The sequence below is a fragment of the Roseimaritima multifibrata genome, assembly GCF_007741495.1.
GTDB classification, from domain to species: domain Bacteria; phylum Planctomycetota; class Planctomycetia; order Pirellulales; family Pirellulaceae; genus Roseimaritima; species Roseimaritima multifibrata.
This window is the reverse complement of record NZ_CP036262.1, coordinates 531,386-549,645: the sequence shown is the minus strand read 5'-3', so window position 1 is coordinate 549,645 and position 18,260 is coordinate 531,386. Positions and strand designations below refer to the sequence as shown.

Annotated in this window: 16 protein-coding genes; 2 read left to right on the top strand and 14 right to left on the bottom strand. The window is 54.7% G+C overall.

Translation table 11 applies throughout. The features are described from left to right. Positions 1 to 619 precede the first annotated feature (619 nt). Complete coding sequence (locus tag FF011L_RS02175) at positions 620 to 1,654, top strand: lipopolysaccharide biosynthesis protein (RefSeq protein WP_145349853.1); 1,035 nt, start codon at positions 620 to 622, stop codon at positions 1,652 to 1,654. Beyond that, positions 1,651 to 2,610 carry a KpsF/GutQ family sugar-phosphate isomerase gene (locus FF011L_RS02170; RefSeq protein ID WP_145349851.1) on the top strand — a complete coding sequence of 320 codons (960 nt, stop codon included), beginning with the start codon at positions 1,651 to 1,653 and terminating at the stop codon, positions 2,608 to 2,610. Before FF011L_RS02175 ends, FF011L_RS02170 begins: the two co-directional genes overlap by 4 nt. A gap of 50 nt (positions 2,611 to 2,660) precedes the next feature. On the opposite strand, the gene FF011L_RS02165 is transcribed toward FF011L_RS02170, so the two are convergent. Genes FF011L_RS02165 through FF011L_RS02100 form a run of 14 tightly spaced genes read right to left on the bottom strand, consistent with a single transcriptional unit; the run spans position 2,661 to position 18,196 of the window. Continuing rightward, complete coding sequence (locus FF011L_RS02165) at positions 2,661 to 3,293, bottom strand: class I SAM-dependent methyltransferase (protein ID WP_218932958.1); 633 nt, start codon at positions 3,291 to 3,293, stop codon at positions 2,661 to 2,663. A gap of 50 nt (positions 3,294 to 3,343) precedes the next feature. After that, positions 3,344 to 4,015 carry a class I SAM-dependent methyltransferase gene (locus FF011L_RS02160; protein ID WP_145349847.1) on the bottom strand — a complete coding sequence of 224 codons (672 nt, stop codon included), beginning with the start codon at positions 4,013 to 4,015 and terminating at the stop codon, positions 3,344 to 3,346. A 21-nt stretch (positions 4,016 to 4,036) separates the two neighbouring features. Beyond that, complete coding sequence (locus FF011L_RS02155) at positions 4,037 to 4,927, bottom strand: capsular polysaccharide export protein, LipB/KpsS family (RefSeq protein WP_145349845.1); 891 nt, start codon at positions 4,925 to 4,927, stop codon at positions 4,037 to 4,039. A gap of 35 nt (positions 4,928 to 4,962) precedes the next feature. Beyond that, the gene (locus tag FF011L_RS02150; protein ID WP_145349839.1) at positions 4,963 to 6,303 is read right to left on the bottom strand and encodes a capsular polysaccharide export protein, LipB/KpsS family; all 1,341 of its coding nucleotides are present in this window, start codon (positions 6,301 to 6,303) and stop codon (positions 4,963 to 4,965) included. Positions 6,304 to 6,320: 17 nt separating this feature from the next. After that, a complete protein-coding gene (locus tag FF011L_RS02145) occupies positions 6,321 to 7,523 on the bottom strand; it encodes a glycosyltransferase (RefSeq protein ID WP_145349837.1) in 1,203 nt (400 codons plus the stop codon). Further along, positions 7,520 to 7,909 (bottom strand): DUF2304 domain-containing protein, encoded by a 390-nt coding sequence (locus FF011L_RS02140; protein WP_145349835.1) that lies wholly within the window; start codon positions 7,907 to 7,909, stop codon positions 7,520 to 7,522. The genes FF011L_RS02145 and FF011L_RS02140 overlap by 4 nt, the downstream gene beginning before the upstream one ends. Further along, positions 7,906 to 8,643 carry a glycosyltransferase family 2 protein gene (locus FF011L_RS02135; RefSeq protein ID WP_145349833.1) on the bottom strand — a complete coding sequence of 246 codons (738 nt, stop codon included), beginning with the start codon at positions 8,641 to 8,643 and terminating at the stop codon, positions 7,906 to 7,908. The genes FF011L_RS02140 and FF011L_RS02135 overlap by 4 nt, the downstream gene beginning before the upstream one ends. Beyond that, positions 8,640 to 10,727 carry a tetratricopeptide repeat protein gene (locus FF011L_RS02130; protein ID WP_145349831.1) on the bottom strand — a complete coding sequence of 696 codons (2,088 nt, stop codon included), beginning with the start codon at positions 10,725 to 10,727 and terminating at the stop codon, positions 8,640 to 8,642. The genes FF011L_RS02135 and FF011L_RS02130 overlap by 4 nt, the downstream gene beginning before the upstream one ends. Further along, a complete protein-coding gene (locus FF011L_RS02125; RefSeq protein ID WP_145349829.1) occupies positions 10,724 to 11,098 on the bottom strand; it encodes a DUF192 domain-containing protein in 375 nt (124 codons plus the stop codon). Before FF011L_RS02125 ends, FF011L_RS02130 begins: the two co-directional genes overlap by 4 nt. Before the next feature lie 2 nt (positions 11,099 to 11,100). Further along, positions 11,101 to 12,027, bottom strand: a complete 927-nt coding sequence (locus FF011L_RS02120; RefSeq protein ID WP_145349827.1) for a type II secretion system F family protein — start codon at positions 12,025 to 12,027, stop codon at positions 11,101 to 11,103. Between the two features lie 4 nt (positions 12,028 to 12,031). Then, a complete protein-coding gene (locus FF011L_RS02115; protein ID WP_145349825.1) occupies positions 12,032 to 12,922 on the bottom strand; it encodes a type II secretion system F family protein in 891 nt (296 codons plus the stop codon). A gap of 2 nt (positions 12,923 to 12,924) precedes the next feature. Then, a complete protein-coding gene (locus FF011L_RS02110; protein WP_145349823.1) occupies positions 12,925 to 14,394 on the bottom strand; it encodes a CpaF family protein in 1,470 nt (489 codons plus the stop codon). Then, the gene (locus tag FF011L_RS02105; RefSeq protein ID WP_145349821.1) at positions 14,391 to 15,578 is read right to left on the bottom strand and encodes an AAA family ATPase; all 1,188 of its coding nucleotides are present in this window, start codon (positions 15,576 to 15,578) and stop codon (positions 14,391 to 14,393) included. Before FF011L_RS02105 ends, FF011L_RS02110 begins: the two co-directional genes overlap by 4 nt. Next, positions 15,578 to 18,196, bottom strand: a complete 2,619-nt coding sequence (locus FF011L_RS02100) for an RcpC/CpaB family pilus assembly protein (RefSeq protein ID WP_145349819.1) — start codon at positions 18,194 to 18,196, stop codon at positions 15,578 to 15,580. The genes FF011L_RS02105 and FF011L_RS02100 overlap by 1 nt, the downstream gene beginning before the upstream one ends. Between the last annotated feature and the right edge of the window lie 64 nt (positions 18,197 to 18,260).

The following is an 18,260-nucleotide window of genomic DNA, read 5'->3' as shown; positions in this document are numbered from 1 at the left end:
ACCAGGATAAAACGACTTCGGGGCATCAGTATCACTAGCAGGAATCAGCTATGACCTAATGGATCAAACAATGATTCATTTACGGCGCACTCGAAGTGAAGGGATGACGTCTTGATGTCAAGATACATCCCTTTTGCACAGCGATTGCACCGGAGTTTTTGCGATTGCGAACCACGCTGGAGACCATGCAGGAACGATTTCTCCAAATTACCTCGCCTCTTTTGCAGTTCTTATGCACTTGTTACGCTTTGCCCGGGCTGGACCTGCGATACTGGCAATTGACCGTTTAGGTTCGTTGCACCCAAAGTTGAGCGCATCTACATCCATTCGTCAGCGGATGCTGGAAGACGGGCACGCCGTACGCGGCGTCATCAATAAGACGAGTATGAAAGTGCAAAGAATCCTACGTCGATTGCAGAGATCTGCGACTCCCGGTGAAAAACAAGTCCAAAGGACAATGTCAGGACTCGTCGTCTGCACTGGCCTTTCGCAGGCTGCCGGAGCCACTACATTCGCCATTCTAGCGAACGCGCTTACGACTTCCGAATTCGGACAACTGAGTGGCGCGTTATTCTTGCAGCAACTTCTAGCAACCATCGGCATCTCTGGGCTCCGAAACGTGGTCATTCGTGAGAGCCTTCAAAATCCGCAGAACAAGGAATACATCGCTGGTTCCTATTTCCTGCTTTGCGCTGGCGTCGGGGTTCTGGCATTCCTCCTGACGGCTCTGACTGTGTGCTTCCTTCCGATCGGGAATGACGAGAAGCTAGCGTATTGGCTAATCGCGTTCGGAAATTTAGGTGCATGTTTATTTCCGCTGGCATTATTTGATGCAGAACAATTGCAAGTTGAGGCGGCTGTCATCGCAACCATATGTGAGGTGTGCACTCTATCTGCACTTGCCTTTTGCTGGTGGATCGAATGGATCACCGTTCCTATTGCAGCGGTTTTCTTTGGAGCCAAGTGGTGGGCTTGCGCGTTAATCGGTCTGGCCGACTTTAAACGAAGGCATCGAAGTTTCCGGCCACGAATCGACCATTCTACTCTACTTAAACTCTGGAGGTCGGCGAGGGTTTTGTCTGTGGGTACGATACTGAACGTCGCACCAGCTGCGATTGGCGTTACGCTCACACGGATCCTGTTTGGGCCGATTCAAGCGGGCCTGTTTGCCGTCGCGGCATTTGTTTTTCGAGCTCACGCAATGCTGATTGGTCTCCTGACGCGAACAGTCTATCCACACGTGATCGGAAGGTTTGGTGAAACGCTGTCCTTCAAACGCCGCTTATTTGCAGCCTATTTTGGAGTGACGCTGACGCTGACGATCATGGCAGCGGTTTGCAGTGAATTAGGGATTCGTTACGTGTTGCCGAAAGAGTTCGTACATGCACGCTGGATGATCGCACTCATGCTGGTCGCTGCGACTGTTCGCGTCGGTGGGATCATCGGCAACATGTACTTAATTGCCCAGCAAAAGGAACATCAACTAACCGTGATTGCTATTTTGAGCGTCGTAGCGTTCACAGTATCTCTTTCGCTTCCAATTGATATCGCCGGCGGCAGTCAGGTGGCTTTTTCAACGATCGTTTCAGCGGCGATAACATTGCTCAGCCTAGTCGGATTGTCCGCCCCCCCAAACTCTGAGTCACTCGAATGAACGATCTTGATGTGATACGGCGCGTTCTGATCGCTGAAAGAGATGCCCTTTCACGGCTGGTCGATGCGATTCCTGATCAGGTCGGTGAACTATTAGATTTGTTAGATGGTCTCGCGGGACGATTGATCGTTGTTGGCCTGGGCAAGTCTGGAATCGCCGGTCGAAAGGTCGCCGCTACGTTCAACAGTACGGGTGTAGCTGCAGTTTACCTCCATCCCAGCGAAGCACTCCACGGCGATCTGGGAATCGTGTCCAGTGATGATATTGCCCTCTGCATCTCTCACAGTGGGGAGACCGACGAGGTTCTCTCGCTGATTCCGCATTTCGAACGCTTGGGAGTCACGACGGTATCCATTACCAGCCGCCGCGAATCTACGTTGGCGAGGCGGACCCATCAGGCACTGGTTGTACCACACACCGGGGAAGCAGACGGTTGGAACTTGATCCCGACTTGCTCCACCATGGTTGTGCTAGCAATTTGTGATGCATTGGCCATCTCGCATCTCGAGCGACGTGGATTCACCGCCGATCAGTTTGCGGGATTTCATCCAGGTGGATCACTCGGACGGAAGTCACTGCTGCGAGTTCGAGACTTGATGCTCACAGAAGACGCTGTACCTCTAATCGACTACAGCACGCCTCTGTCCACAGCAATTGAAACAATGTCGTCGGGTGGGCTTGGATGCATCCTGTCCCGAAGTGAGAAGGATTCCCAGTGGAGCATCTTTACCGATGGAGACTTAAGACGTTTGATCGCATCGAGCGTAAATCTCACTGACAAGACCATCGGCCAGGTAGCAACAGCGAATCCGAAATCGATCGAGGCTCAGGAATTGGCCGCCAAAGCCCTCCACCTGATGGAAGAAAACCGAATCATGGTCCTTGTTGTCACCGAGGAAGGAAAGAACTCCGGGATCCTCCACATGCATCACGTATTACGCGCAGGCTTGGCATGAAGCCTTCAGGAATTCAAGCCCTGTTTTTTTTCTTCAGTGAAGTCGATGGATTACGTTCTTTGATTCTTGGAACAGACCACGCACAGTGTTTCAGCAACTCCCGGACGAACTTTTGCTATCCCACGCCAACAATTCCGCCACCATTTAGACTTCGCTCTTGGAAGAAAGGTAAAATAGAACTGATCGATCTTAAAGCCAAAACGATTCAAATGCTGAGAAAGCAGGCCTAGCGTAAATCCTATTTGGTGATCGTCGTGAAGCTTCTCAAAATTCCGAAGCGACTGCGTGAATAGCCAAAGACCAAAACAATTCGGCGTGGAAACGATTAGCTGAGCAGATTCGCCCATATAGCGATGAAGACTGGCGAGACATTCTCCAGGATTCTCGAGATGTTCAATTGTTTCGCCGAAAACGATCACATCAGCATCAAAACTGGAATGATCAAGGTCGTGCAGGTTGCGCAATTCGATATTGTCGATGCCCCTTTTCCTGAGCAAATCGATCGATTCTTGATCGATATCGATACCCAAGCATTCACCTGCAACTTCCGTGATTTTTGTGTGTAACAACATGCCCGAGTTGAGTTTTTCCTGAGCATGTGGGCTGTCACAGGCGCCAATGTGCAAGACTCGTTTTCCCCCGCATCGCTTGACGACGATCTCGTCGCGATCGGGGTGAAACAACGCTTGGTTGTAATCGAAATACATCGTATTGAGGTATCCGCTGCATAGGTTTATGAAAGGTTTTTGGCTGGTTTTCTCGCGCGACCGTGCAGATGACATTCATCTTCAACGACGCATTCAATTCCGACAAAACCTGCGCGTTGCAGGAAGAAAGTCAGAGAATAAATATCGAATCCGCTCTTATGCACGTCCCAGTAGAGGGGAAGCGATTCTTCCACGTCCGGGTCAAATTCTGTTTCCCGTTGCCACCCAAACAGCCCCGCAAATCCTTGGCGTGCATCAGATGTCAACATACCCCAGTTCAGATCGGTCCACGTCGCCCGCATGTACTGTTCCATATGAAACCGCAGGTCTGGAACGATGATGTGAACTTGCCCGCCCGGCTTAAGAGCCCGAAACCAATCTTTTAAGGCGAGCTCGACTTCCCAAATCGTAAGGTGCTCGACCATATGCCGCGTGTAGACTTCGGCAAGGTTAGCGGCATGTTGAGAAAGGTTCCAAGCGTCGCACACGATCTCTACATGAGGAAGATCGCGAACGTCGCATCCGATATAGCTACCTTCAACGCGTTCACCGCAGCCTACATTTACGCGTGCGTCGGCATAGTCTGCTCCTTCGTAGCCACGCACTCGCTCTGGCAACTTAGGAATCTTTCGAATACTGTAGCCCATGGCGCGAAACAGGCTGACCACAAGCCGTTCTGATTTCTGTCTGAGACGCATTGACGTTAAGCCTTGCAATTGTTAACTGCCTGAAACGAGGGATTTAATCATAGGTTTAATCTGTTTGGGAATTTGTTCCACTGGCAACTGATGTGACTTAATCGTCGACACGACCAACTGAATCAATGCAGAATCGAGGTCACACCGTCCCTGGGACAATTCCTGCGTAACGTGTCTCGTTTTCTCAGGATCGCGATTGAGCCGGTAAACTGCGCCCGTCACGCCATAGATCGATTCGCCGAAACAGAGAACCGGCAGTTGACGATCCATCGCCTCAACCCCCGAAGATGAATTCACCGAGGCTACGGCAAGGGCTTGATCAAGTGCTGACGACAAACTTGGGGAGCGATCGACAGTGAGTTTGTCACAGTGCCGACGAATCAACTTCTTGAGGCGGATCCCTGGAGGATGTCGCGGATGAAACCTTATACGCAACGGCAAATATGAAGCCCCAATTAAAAACCTCAAAAACTCAGACATCCGGTCAAAATATGGTGAGAAATGCGTGATTTGCGAATCGGCATCATTCTGCATGATCACCAGCAGATCCATTCCGTTTTGATTCAATGTGACGGGTGAACTCATTGAACTTTTTTGCCTGAGTAGCGTCTGCACCCAGCTTGCGCCAACATTGATGCCGTCGCTATCGATTTGATAGGTCCCCGCTTGCGGATACCACCCAACTTCCATTACGAGAAACGGGATCTTTTTACGCTTAAGGGTCTTCACTGGACTTTGATAGCGTGGTTTCAACCCATTCCAAATGACCGCAGCGTCGCAATCCGGGATCGCCGATGCAACAAACTTGAACCTTCTCGCGTAGGGTCCTTGCCACCGAATCACGCGGTATCCGTCCATGGCCAAACAGTCAGCAACGCAATCAAGCCCAATACGGGCGTAAGGGCTGGCCATCTTCTCGACTGCTATCGTGCAATGTCTCTTCGCGATCAAGAGCCTTTCTCCTCGAAGCAAGCAGGCAAATCGGAATACGCCAATACTTGATATTTATCACGCATTGCGTCCATAAGCTGTCTGCCGGCGAAAGCAGAATATTTCGCTTTACCAAGAAAAAATTTGGACAACAGGTTTGTCAATGCATCGATATCACGGCATGTCCCAAGTATCACTTCCGGCAGATTGAAGAATGTCTCACCCAAGGTGACCACCGGCAGTCCAGCATCGATCGCCTCGATCCCCGCAGTGGAATTGATCGTGACGACCAAAGGCTTGAGTCGCCGTAGAATGTCATCCACGGGGACATCCTCGATCAGATCTGCACGAGGGTGAGATATTGGAACCTGCGTAGCTGACATGGGATGACGCTTGAATAAGACGCGAATCGGAACTCCGCCAGCGTAAAGGCGATCCGCGACATCGCACATGATGTCGGCAAATTCCGACATCCTTGATATCCACGGTGAGTGCAGAATGATCTGTGTGTCGGTTTCGACTTGGAATGGACAGAAGATAAAATGGTGGTTCCTATCCTCGCAAAGCTCGCTGAGTTTTATTTCGGGTTGCCGTGTCTGTTTCACCTTGCGCGGAAACACCGTCGAATCGAAGAAATCTTTGTTTTCGGCAGTGCGCAGAAACAGATTCCGTCGCGATTGTGTTTTCGAAGAAATATAGGCGCGGAATAACCCAGGCTTCGAGACTCGCCGCTTGAAATCCGGAATCCGCTTCCGTTCAAAAGGAAACAGCAGCGAGATATCCTTGAAAAGCTCGCGCCGTTGATAATCGAATGGTTCATCCGAAAGAAGCTGCTCAATTGAATGGATTGAGTTTCTGGCATTCACCCCTTGGCCGTCCAGCGTGATCCATCGCGGGCGAAACAGTCCCTGTTCGAAAATGAGTCGAGGTAGCTTTTCGTTCTCGGCGACTTTATCGAGACAGGCAATGAACAAGTTCATTCTGCCGTTGAACAGGACGACGTGATCGTACTCTTTCGAGCACAGCACTTTGCTGATTTGATAACCATAGTGGTTGGCGACAGAATGAAAATAGTCGTCAGGTGTCGCCGTTCCATGGTAGCGTGAAAGACCAATGGTGAAGCGGCACACCTCATCCAGATCGCTTTCCGTAAACCAGCCTGCGCGCGTTGCGGGCGAAATATGGATGTGTTCGTACTCGAAGCTCCGATAGACAAGACGATCATATTCAGTAAAAGAAAGAAACGTCGGCGAGTACTTTCCCGGGAATTTTGCCTCCAGCTCCTGAAACAGAAACAACAACAAATTGAGATCTCCAAACGGACATACCAAGACGTTGATGCGGCTTTTCGAACACATGGAATTCCTGATACTCACTAGCCGGCTACCCCGTGTTGGTTCGATTTTGATTCAGTAGCTGGAGTACAATCCTGTTGGTCGGAACGCGTTATGAGCAGTATGCCCTGTGTCAAACCGAGCCCACGGGCGTAGGCTCTCATGAATCCAAATGGGACGAATATAAGAGCCAGTCGACACGAAGTCTTTGCAATTGCCGCGGCCATAGGCAATTGCACGATCAACAGCAGACCGATCAGTAGCCCAAACGCAATCCCTCCCAAAAGACCAAACGCCATCAGCGGGATAACTGCCAGTGAAGCCAAAGCCACCGGAGGCTGCACGTAGTCGATTAATCCAGCATACGAATCACCGGAAATCTTGTTGCGATGTCTCCGGAAAAGGCTCGCGCGGAAACGTCCGTGTCGAAATTGAGTTCGTAGATACCCCCAAAGGCTCGTTGGATGATAGTGCCCGACTCGTGACTTCAATTCAAAATGAAGGCGCATACCGCTATCGACGGCGCGAAACGACAAGTCGCAATCTTCGGCACCAGCGGCTCCCGGGCCATTGGTAACCAACTCGTCATAGCCATTTAAAGTTTTCAATGCGGTTCGGCGATACAAAACATTGAATCCTCCAAGGAAATTAACCCTTAACGGCATCCGACGATGCCGGGCGACGATCTCTTCGTGGATCAGCGTGGCGACCAGCGAGTCCGGATAGAGGTTCGCGTAACTGCCTCCGACTCCGGCGACTTCGGGATCGCTCATGTGCGGGAGCAGTTTTGCCAAGGCGTCGGACTCAGCTACGCAGTCGCTGTCGATGAACCACACCAAATCCGCGTCGGTCGCTTGCCAGCCCAGATTGCGGGCTGCGCCGGGGCCTTGGCCCGTGCCTGCGATCACTCGCACGGGATACCGCGCCGCGATCTCGGCGGTCGCGTCGGTCGATCCGTCGTCGACGAAGATGATCTCTTGCAGGCGGGCTGCAGGCGGCGAGGCCGTAGTGGACGAGGCGACGAGTCCGGCGCGATGGTTATTGGGCGTCGCGGAGGAGGCAACCAGTCCGGTTGCGCTGGACTCGTCGTATCGTCCGTTGTGGTCCGTGGGGGACTCGTCGCCTCGTCCACTACGGGATAGTAGGGGGACGACGGATTGCAGGCAGCGGTCGAGCGTGGCGGCACAGTTGCGGCCCGGGATTACCAGGGCGATGGTCGGTGAATCATTTGCTGCGATGCTCATCGTTCGCCTCCTTCATTGCGGGAAGCGATCGTCGCGGGATGTGCGGGACGCTGCAGACCCTCGCCCGGCGTGGCCGTATGGAGGGCTTCTCGCCGCGCCAGTTCGACGATGTCGCGACGCATCACATAAATGCGCCCGTAGAAATGAAAGAACGCTCCGGTGGCCAATAGCATGAAGGCATAAAATACCAAGTCGGTGCCGCGGCCAATGCCCAGCCAATCCGCCATCCGCGTGGTCAGCCCCGGAAACAAAATCATCAGGACCGCAGCCAGCCAGACAAATTCCCGAAACACGTGGATTGGCTGGCGGTTCTTCAAAAAGGCACGAACCTCCAGCAAGGCCAACAACCCCAGCCCTGATATCGTGATCCATTGAAATGGATTCATTGCCAGAACCTCCCCGCCAACAGGTGCCCGGTGATCCGAAACGCATCCCAGGAACTTTGCCCCTTGGCCAAAGTGTCCGCGTGATAGCGAACCGTCACCGGAATTTCGACGTATCGCAAACGATGTTTGGCAATTTGGTCCAGGATCTCCGAGGCATGCGCCATTCGCGGTTGGCGAATCCGGATTTGCTGTGCGGCCGAACGTGACAAGGCTCGAAACCCGTTATGCGTATCGGTCAGTGCTAAACCATTAGTCAGCCGCGTGAACCAGATGGCCAGCATGAGCAGGATTCGCCGCGACCAGGGCATGTTTTGCGTCGAGCCCAAAAAGCGTGAACCGAGGGCCACATCGACTTGCCCGCTGACAACCGGTTGCAGCATCTGAGAAAGTTCGGCCGGGTCATGCTGCCCATCGGCGTCGAACGTGATCACCGCATCGGCCCCCTGAGACAAGGCAAAATCGATACCGGTTTGCAGGGCCGCTCCCTGTCCGCAATTAAGTGGATGTTGCAGAACCCAAACGGGAAACGAGCAGGCCACTTCGAAGGTGTCGTCGCGTGAGCCATCATCCACAACCACCACCGAGCCGCAATTCGCGAGCGATTTCAATGTAGTCGCTAGACGACTACCTTCATTGTAAGCGGCAATCACGATCCATACGTTTTGCGGTTGCTCTCCAGACAAGCCGGCCGAAGTTTGCGCTGGACGTAAGCCCAAGTTTGACGAAGCATTCATGGTTGGCTTCCTCCGATCCAGGGCTGATTGTTTTGGTAATGCTGGATCCGCAACTGAAGATCCGCGATCAATTTTGCATTCGGTTTTGGAGCTGCTTGGGCCAGTGACAGCGCCTGTCGAGCGGTCTGGATGGCGGTTGCGAAATCGCCCTGCGCGGCTTGAATGACGCCAAAGGTGTCCAGCACGGAAACACTTTGCGTGGTGTTTCGGTCATAGAGCGTTTGCATCAGTTGCCGAGCCCGTTCGATATCTCGCAACGAGTCCTCTTTCGCCGTTGCCAGGATCCAAGCCAGTCGTCGATTGGCCACCGTGAATTCGGGGTGCCTGTCGATCAATTCTTGAAACAAGAGAATCGCCTGACGAGGCTGGTTTTGTCTCAAATAGACCAGCGCCAAGTTGTACTTGGCTTCGGGATGGTCTTGATCGACCGCGGCTTCGAAGGCCTGTTGAGCATCGTCCAGCCGATCCAATTTGAAAAACACGGCGCCAAGATTGTTGTACGCTTCCGGAAAACGGTGCTGCTTTGAAATGGCGCGTTGATAGAGCGTGATTGCGTCCTGGTATCGTCCAACGTCCCGCAACGTATCCGCCAACCCAACATCAAACAGCGGCACGCTGGTTGCTGAAAGACCAACAGCGCTGACCATGGGACGCAGTGCGGCACGCTTGTCTCCTCGGTTATAAAGCTCTTGCCCCAGGTTGTACCAAACGCGAGGATTTTCGGGCGAGATCTGCGCGGCGGTCGTCCACAACACCAACCCGTCGCGATAGTCTTGGTTACGCAAATGGGTGCGCCACGCCAACAGGCTGATGCAGGCAATCAGGATACAACTGGCCCCCAACTGGAGGACCAACGGTCGTTCGCTGCGACGCATCAAAACGCTTAACAAGTGTCGCATCAGCAACACAATGCCCGCAATGATCGTTGCCGAAGCCAAGTACATGCGATGTTCGACAGCAATGTCGGCAATCGGCATGAAGCTGGATGTGGGGGCGAGGATAAAAAAGAAAATCAGCCCCAGCCAACCGGCCAAGCCGATGGCAAAAGTTTGTGTGGACGTTGCGGCGGACTGGCGAATGGCTCGTCCGTAACACGCCAACGCACCGACGATGACCGCAATAAGGGCGGCACCGAGCGGAAGATAGATCCAAGGATTGGCTTGAATCCGCCAGACATAGTCAAAGCACAGGTCTTTCGGCCAAACAACCAAGCCGACGTAATGCCAAATCACCTCCGCTTGCGTGCGCAGATATTCCCAGGGAGTGATCCGATCCATGCCCAGCCCCATGGAGCTACCACGGGTTCGCTCGGTATCGAAGAATCTGGAAACGCTGGGAATAAACCATACGAAGGGCGAGATCATCAACGCGTAGGGAAGCCAACGAAGGCGAGCGATCGCAAGCCACGGTTGTCGAGTCAGCAAACGATCCAGCAACAGTACCGCCAAGGGCGCCGTGGCGAAGACTTCTTTGGACATCAGGCCGATCCACGCCAGCGGTAGGATGATCGCCATCCCCCACCAGCGTCGGCCGTCCAGGTACAACAGCATGCCCACCCAAACGCCCAGATATCCCAGCGAAGCCAGCGATTCGTATCGCTGCACCACGTTGGTGACCGCTTGGGTCGTCAGCGGATGCACGACCCAAGCGGTGGAGATCAGCCCGGCCGTCAAGATCGCAGCGTAAGTCCAGGCTGGTTGTGTTTCATTCGCCCAATGCTTGCGATACAGACGCCACATCAGCAGGCAACCAGCATACAGCAGCAGCCCGCTGGTGATGTGGATCGCCAAATTGGTGATGTGGTAGGCGTACGTATCGGTACCCGAAAAGTGATAATTGATCGCAAAGGAGTAGAGACCGATCGGACGATTGTTTTGCAGAAAATCGTCCAGGGGCCACAATTGACGAATACGTTCGTTGTCGACAATGTTGCCGTAATCGTCGAAGTGAAAGACACCCTCAAGCGATCCGCGCCAGACCAACATCCAGAACGCGCACAGGATCAGCGCGATGCCAAAGACCATGGCGGGGCCTGGACTGGGCGCGTCGTGCGTTTGGCGGTCGTTGCGGTCAGCTGCTGTCATTTCTGGATATCGAACGATTGAAAACGCGTCTTGTTTCCGACGGTTAGATGGCTGTGGTGCCCCGCAGTGACTTCGATCACGTGAGCGACTTGTTTTGATTTTGGGATGACCATTCGCCAGGGTTTCACTCCCCTCCGCACTTCGACCACTTCCAAGTCTTCACTAAGGAAAAACAAATCGATCGAGAATCGCATCCACATCGTGTGCACCGACCGGCAATTGCGAAGCAGGAGCCCACAATCTGGATTCAGCGTTGGTGCAAACTGGAGCCCGCGAAGTCGTTGCCAAAAGGTATTGGCGACCAGCAATTGATCTAACAGCACATCGCCAGTCGCGGCATCTTCCCAGCGTCCCAAGGGAGAGAATTTCATGGTTACCCTCCGAACGCGGAGCGAGTGAATTGATCAAGCACCTGCACGATCTGGAAAATGATCGGCCCCAGTGAAGCGATCATGATGCCTGGCAGGAAACAGGTGATCAGGGGAAACAGCAACTTCACCGGCACGGCCATGGCCATCGCCAAGGCCCGTTCACGGCGACGGCTGCGGAGGTCATCCGCTTGGGCTCGCAGCGTGGCGGCCAAGCCCGAACCGACTTGCTCGGCATGGATCAGTGCTGAAACAAAGATGCCAAACCACGGAACGTTGACATATTGGTTCAAACGCTGCAGCGCATCGACGCGTCCTCGTCCGGTCAGAATTTCCAGACGGAAGAGCCGAAAATCTTCTGCCAGCGGTCGTTGTCGTCGCTGTGTTTCGAGCACTCGATCGAGTGCTGCATCGAAACTTAATCCCGCTTCGGCAAGCGTTGCCAACAGATCAAGCGTCAATGGAAGGTCCTGTTCGATCTGAGTCACACGTTTGCGACGACGCCCGCGGACGATCACCGCCGGTAATCCAGCAAGCACAAAAATCGCCGCAACCGGACTGAGCCAGGCCAGGGGCAGAAAGACTTCTCCCACGTTTCCTGGAATCGCCCGCAGCACCATTTCCAAAACCGTCAACACCTGGCTTTGATAGATGACGTAGGCAAAGAGGACGGACATTAATACCGAAACGCCGGTGGCCAGCATGAACAATGTCACTGCGTTCTTTTTGCGGAACCCCGCTCGAAACAACCACCACCCCAACCATGATCTTTGGGTAGGGACCTGATCGGCATCGCGAACATCCAACGCCGCCGTCCCCGCGGCAAGTCGTTGCTCGCTTTGGGCCAGCAGCCACAACCAGCGCAGCCCCCAAAGACCGATGACAATTCCGGCCCCTACCAAACAGAGCAGAAAGATTTGTAAGCCTGTCATCGTATTAGAACCTCGGCTTACTTATCCACGAGATCCAAACGGTACCCACAGCTTGCAACATCATGCCAACGGAGACCATTATCTGACCGACCATGCTGGTCAAAAAACCAGTCATCCGTTCAGGGTCATTCCGCCATATCAATGCGCCAATGAAGTACGTCACTACGATCACACTCACAACCGACAATCTGGCTTGCGTGGTCATGGCATTCATCCGCCGCGACAGTTCGATCCGATCGCGCACCGTGCGGCCGACATTCGCCAGAGTCAACGCCAACCGCCCTCCCACACGCCAATTCACGGCCAGGGTTTGAGAAAACAGCAGCACGCTTTCCAAGGGCAGACGTTCGGACAGGTCTCCCAAAGCATCGACCGGATCGTCGCCATAGCGAACCGCTTGCGTCAATTGTTCGGCTTCGGTCAGCCAGGGGCGTCGTGCCTGTTTCACGCTGGATTCCAAGGCGGACTGCAACCCAGCCCCCGACTTCACCGCGGCCACCATCATGTCGATGGAATCGGCAAGCTGTTGTTCCAGTTTTTGGACGCGCATCTGCACAAAGATGGCGTCGATTTGCCCCGCACACAGCAGGATCATGACGAAAAAAGCGAGCAGATAAGGCCAAGGGATCGATAGCAAAAACCAAACCAAGCCTACGATCAACAGGGCGACGGGAATGCCGATCCACCAATAGCGCATCAGCACAGGACTACGGCGGTGCCGAACCGAGAATTCCTGGATATCTTCAGCCGCGGTCGCATCGTCGACCCGTTTCACCTGTTCGAACAAGCGTCGGCGAGCCGTGGTCGCCTGTTGGCTTCGCGACATGGCGATAGCGACGGCAGCCAGGCCTCCGGCTAACATCAAGCCAAACAGTGTGAACAAGAAGATTGCCATGGCTATCCCTCACGCTCACTTCGAAACATCTCCAGCGGAATATCAAAACCTCGTTCGCGAAGGTTATGAACCCGTCTGGGGACGATGCCTGTAGGCTGAAAGTCTCCGACGATCTGGCGATCTTTTCGGCCGCGTTGCTTGAAGACAAAAATCTCTTGCAATTGCGGCGTCAGTTCTTCCATCCCGGTCAGTTCCGAAATCGATTCAACGCGGCGGATACCATCGTCATAGCGACGAACCGAAATGATCAGGTCGACCGCCGAGGCAATCTGTTCGCGGATCGCGCGGGAGGGCAAATCGATCCCCGCCATCATCACCATCGTTTCCAATCGTGAGACGGCATCGCGGGGGCTATTGGCGTGCACCGTCGTCAGACTTCCATCATGGCCGGTGTTCATCGCTTGCAGCATATCGAGCGCTTCGCCACCCCGGACCTCGCCCACGATGATCCGGTCGGGCCGCATCCGCAGCGCGTTGATCACCAGTTCGCGGGCCGCAATCCGCCCCGTTCCTTCCAGGTTGGCGGGGCGCGTTTCCATGCGTACCACATGCACCTGGTCCAAAAGTAGTTCCGCGGCGTCTTCGATGGTGACGATCCGTTCCGAATCGGGGATCGCTTCGCACAGAGCCCCCAGGAACGTCGATTTACCTGCCCCGGTACCACCGGCTACCAGAACGTTGCTGCGCGACAGCACCATCCAATGCATGAACTCACGCATTGCGGATGAAAACATCCCCAAACGCATCAGATCGTCTTGGCGAAGTCGACGTTTACCGAATCGCCGAATCGAAAGCGTTGGTCCGTCGATCGTGACCGGCGGTAGCGTCGCATTAACACGGCTTCCATCGGCCAAGCGGGCATCGACCATCGGCGAACTTTCGTCGATGCGACGACCGACCCGGGCGGCAATTCGCTGGATGATCCGCACCAAGTGCTCGTTGTCTCGAAAACGAACATCGGTCGCTTCCAGCTTCCCAAATCTTTCGATATAGATTTGGTCAAAGCGGTTGACCAAAATGTCCGTCACCGCGGGGTCGCCCAACAGCGGCGCCAGCGGACCGACCCCCAAGGTTTCTTCCGTCAGGTCATCGGCCAGTTGCCGCTGTTCGGCCGCGTTAAGCGGCAAGTCTTCGGTATCAAGAATCCGTTCGACGAATTCCTGCACGGCGTCTTCCAGGACTTCGTCCGAGGCTCCGACAAATCGGCTTTCGTTCAGCAGATCCAACAAACGCTGGTGCAGACCTGATTTGACCGTGATGTAGTCGGCCGTCTTCGTTTTGGATCGGGTTGCACCATCGCTGGAAACGCTAAAGGCATTCTTCGACGATTCTCGCTCGGTCGCCCGTTCTGCGGGAACTTTAAAGCGGACCTTCGACAATTGCTGACGTGCGAATCTGCCCGCTTCCTCTTTGCCCAAATCCTCTTTGCCCGGATCGCTTGGGGGGACATTGTCTTGAGGTAATTGGTTCATCGCCGGCCCTCGTCTTGGACGGGCTGCAACGCGATGATTTCATTGGCCAGTTGTTTCAATTCGCGATGCAGCTTGGACCATCGCACCAAGTCCATCGTGCACGGACGCCCCACATTGGCTGCGGTAATCATACGTTTGTCATAAGGCAATACGTGATCGACCGGCATTCGCAAGGAACGCGCGACATCATCGATAAGTGGATTGCCAGCCAATTGTTGATAGCGATTGACGACGATCCGCAGACGTTCATGCGGGTACTGAAGATTTTCCAGCAGTCGCAACAAATGAACCACACTGAGAACCGTGGGGACGACATTATCCAAAACCACATACGCGCGAGTGGCAATATCCAGCACACTCATCACGACCTGGTCGAACAAGGGAAAGGTGTCGACGATGACGAAGCGAAAGGTACGTCGAGCGAGGTTCAAAACCCGCACGATCGATTGGTCGTCAATGTCGGCGGCAGCAATGGGGTCCGAGGGCGCGGCCAGCAACATCAATCCCGACTCATGGGGCGTAGCCAATTGGCGGATCAGGGTGCTATCCAAACGCTGGCGTTGCTCGAAGGCGTCAAGCAACGATGTTTCGGGCGTCAGATTCAACATCGGGGCGCAAACGCCCATCTGCAGGGAAGCGTCGATCAATAAAACTTCGTTGGGATATTGCAGCGCCAGGGCGGTCGCGGTGTTAACAGCCAGACTAGATTTTCCGACGCCCCCTTTGTTGCTGACAAAGGCAACGCATGTCCCGCTTCGGGCCGGTTCATTGGCCTGGCCGGTGGAGACCAAGCGGTTCATGAAACCGCTTAATTCGCCTTCGGCGATGGGGCGACGGAGGAAATCGCTAACGCCCAGCCGAACCAATTCCACCATGTAGCCTGAATGAATGTTGGCGCTGTTCGATTCGGCGCTATAGACCCCAACCAACATCAAGTCCGAGTGGATTGAACGCAGTTCGCCGATCCGAGTTCGGTCGCTGGCAAGGTCGCCAGAGAGTTCAAGCATGACTGCGTTCGGTTCGCGGTCGCGCACGGTATCGACGGCCTGAGTCAGGTCGGTGGTGACGTAGACATTAATCGGCCCATCGGCGGCAACATTGCGAATCGCCTCGCGGATCTCTCGACCCACCGCTTCATCTTGTGTGAAGACAAGCACTCGAGGAGCAAGTTTGGATTCCGTCATCAACCAGCCTCGCGTGCGTGTTTCGCGGCGGCACTGTCCAGAGTCGACAGCGGTTCGGGGCGATCGGTGAGAAAGACTTCGCTCGTAATATCCGTGCCACGGACATGTTCCTGGATTACCGCCCGCACTGGACGATCGACTTCATCGCTTGCGTCGTCCGATCCGTTGTCGTGTGTCAACGGCCGAACGGATACGTACATCGGATTCTGATCGTCCAACAGCCCCAGCACGGAACCGACAAATTCGCTTTTAATCGCAAGCACAAATTGTTGAACGGTCCGTTCTTCGAATACGACGGGGTCCGCTATCAAGGTTTCGGTGACCGTCGAACCGTCAGCTGCCAGGCGGGTTTGCGTCTGCGTTTCCTTCTTGCCCGTCGACTTGGGCACCATGATTTGCGTCACACCCGTGTTCGACAAAAGCCTCACTCCCGATGCGACCGTACGCGACGCAGCAACGCGTCCGGCGGGAAGCTTGGTCGCTTCTTTGACAGCATCGCTACTAGCAATCGATTGCCGGACACTGTCAGCCAGCGAATTGACTTGCACGCCGCGGGCGGAGACCAGATCAAAAACCGCACCGACCCTGAGCGTCTCTAGACCAACCAACTGGGTTGCATTCACCGTCACCGCTCGCATGCCTGGCTCCAATCCGAGCGCAGGACCCGCTGGCGATCCAGGGGGTGCCAAGTCGATTGACTTTACGGGGCGGCCGGCTCGCAAGGGACGCAGTGGGACACGGTCGATCAGTTTGCGGATATCAAGTTCCCAATCATCGTCGACATTCGCCGGATCGAAGTAAAACGTTTGGATGCGTCCGGTCGTGGGGTCGATAAAGTCATCGATCCAGAGCTCCTCATACGCGGGAACTTCTTGGACCAAAATCGGCACCGAAACTTTGTCGCCTTGCCCTTCTGGTGATTCGAATGGATTGCCGGATTGGTTTTGGCTGACCAATCTCTGACTAGAAAAAGCGGTCTCAGATGGACTCGCTCTGACGTAGCGGAAGTCACCTAGACTTTCTTTGCCTTGCTGGGCCGAACGAAACTCCTGACGGGATGTATCTATGTTTCCAGCCCCTTTGACTCGCGAAGCGGGGATTCCTGGAATCCCTGTCGAATCCAGCTCTTGCTGGCTCGACCTCGCCACTGCGAACACTTCTGCTTTATCACGAATGAGCTGGGCCAATTTAGCGACTTCCATTTCGGGAACACCGATGATGACCGAATCGCCATCGGTTTGAGCTAAATAGATGGCACTGCGAACGACTTCGCGAATGCCGGTGCGCACCATCTCGGCGATCCGTGCGTCATCTTCGGTCGGCTGGCCGCCCAGCAACGTCGCCCAGGTGGTGCTGGGACTTGAAGCGGTGACTTCACCGGGGACCCGCGTCAAAATCGAGAATTGATCGCCGACCGACAAATTCTCAAACCCCAACACGTTCGCTTTTGACAGACTCATTCCCGCCATACCGGGCTGCAGCCCTGCCGAGATACCTGGCCGCGTTCCGGGAGGCAGCAAGTCATTTTCGGAAATTAACGCTCCCCGTCGTAGCGGCCGCGCGACCACTCGGCCGTACAACTGCGAAGGCTCGGTAATCCATTCATCGGAAATTTTTTCGGCGGGGAAGTAGTAATAGTGCAACTGCCCAGTCGAATCATCCATCAGGTTTTCGTCGGTCAACGCACTGAATGCGCTGACCTCCTTGGCGGCTGTGATGACCGGCACCATTCCTTCGGTGGACGTCGCATCGCCTACATCATCACTGGGCAATCCACTGCGAAGGACGCAGGTCAATTTGGTGCCGAGCGAAATGGCTTCAGTCAGCGGGCCGATCTCATCGGGGGAAACGGCCAGTTCGGCATACACAATGGCGGGTGTGGATTTCTTGGATTTGCTACCACCGGGAGCCACCGTCAACCCACTGGGGCCACTCGTCGAACGCTCTTTGCCACTAAACAGCGTGACCAACATGCCATCGGTGACCAGATGCATGACGCCATGGCGTCGGGACAGCTGGCCGACGCGCAGCGAAGGTGGCTTGATGCCACCGAACAAAGCGGCGGGTTCGCTGTTGGCGATCTGCCCCCCATCGTCTCGTTTAGGCAGTGAAACCAGCAAGTCAAAGCGATCCCCACCGCGTAACTGATCCAGCCCAGCAATCTCCGCAGCCGGAATCGACATGGCAAATTTGCCAGCAGGAATGCCGGCAACCAATCCAGGGCGAGTTCCCTTTTCAAGAAAATCCGCCTCACTAAGCACCATCCCGGCCTGTTTGTCACGCCGCAGCACGCGACCGATCAGGTCGGACATTTTGCGGGAGACCACTTTCTCGGTGGCCTCGGGCAGCCAGACAACGTTCAGCTGCTTGGTTTGCGGGTGAATGAAGTCGTCTTTGGTGACCGCTTCGTGGGCATTCATCGGTCGCACGATTGCCGGAAAGGCAAGCTGCCCCGTCCGGTCGACCGCCGCAACGTTGGGCTTGGAAGCCGCGTCAAAATACCCCAGCGTCCAGGCCACAGCCATGCCGGAAAAACCGAGCATGCCGATCACGGTAACAGCCATCAAGATGATGGGGAGGTAAGACCCTCGAACTGCGGTACGCCGTTGTTTTGCCATGGAAAACTCTTTGGTAACTCAAGCCATCCTGGCCGATCATTTACGCTCCATCTGTCGTCGAAAA

Excerpts from the sequence above, each read along its gene's own strand:
- FF011L_RS02110 (WP_145349823.1), bottom strand. The coding sequence starts at position 14,394 with ATGAACCAATTACCTCAAGACAATGTCCCCCCAAGCGATCCGGGCAAA.
- FF011L_RS02170 (WP_145349851.1), top strand. The coding sequence starts at position 1,651 with ATGAACGATCTTGATGTGATACGGCGCGTTCTGATCGCTGAAAGAGAT.
- FF011L_RS02105 (WP_145349821.1), bottom strand. The coding sequence starts at position 15,578 with ATGACGGAATCCAAACTTGCTCCTCGAGTGCTTGTCTTCACACAAGAT.
- FF011L_RS02140 (WP_145349835.1), bottom strand. The coding sequence starts at position 7,909 with ATGAATCCATTTCAATGGATCACGATATCAGGGCTGGGGTTGTTGGCC.
- FF011L_RS02130 (WP_145349831.1), bottom strand. The coding sequence starts at position 10,727 with ATGACAGCAGCTGACCGCAACGACCGCCAAACGCACGACGCGCCCAGT.
- FF011L_RS02120 (WP_145349827.1), bottom strand. The coding sequence starts at position 12,027 with ATGACAGGCTTACAAATCTTTCTGCTCTGTTTGGTAGGGGCCGGAATT.
- FF011L_RS02125 (WP_145349829.1), bottom strand. The coding sequence starts at position 11,098 with ATGAAATTCTCTCCCTTGGGACGCTGGGAAGATGCCGCGACTGGCGAT.
- FF011L_RS02145 (WP_145349837.1), bottom strand. The coding sequence starts at position 7,523 with ATGAGCATCGCAGCAAATGATTCACCGACCATCGCCCTGGTAATCCCG.
- FF011L_RS02115 (WP_145349825.1), bottom strand. The coding sequence starts at position 12,922 with ATGGCAATCTTCTTGTTCACACTGTTTGGCTTGATGTTAGCCGGAGGC.
- FF011L_RS02160 (WP_145349847.1), bottom strand. The coding sequence starts at position 4,015 with ATGCGTCTCAGACAGAAATCAGAACGGCTTGTGGTCAGCCTGTTTCGC.
- FF011L_RS02100 (WP_145349819.1), bottom strand. The coding sequence starts at position 18,196 with ATGGCAAAACAACGGCGTACCGCAGTTCGAGGGTCTTACCTCCCCATC.
- FF011L_RS02150 (WP_145349839.1), bottom strand. The coding sequence starts at position 6,303 with ATGTGTTCGAAAAGCCGCATCAACGTCTTGGTATGTCCGTTTGGAGAT.
- FF011L_RS02135 (WP_145349833.1), bottom strand. The coding sequence starts at position 8,643 with ATGAATGCTTCGTCAAACTTGGGCTTACGTCCAGCGCAAACTTCGGCC.
- FF011L_RS02155 (WP_145349845.1), bottom strand. The coding sequence starts at position 4,927 with ATGGCCAGCCCTTACGCCCGTATTGGGCTTGATTGCGTTGCTGACTGT.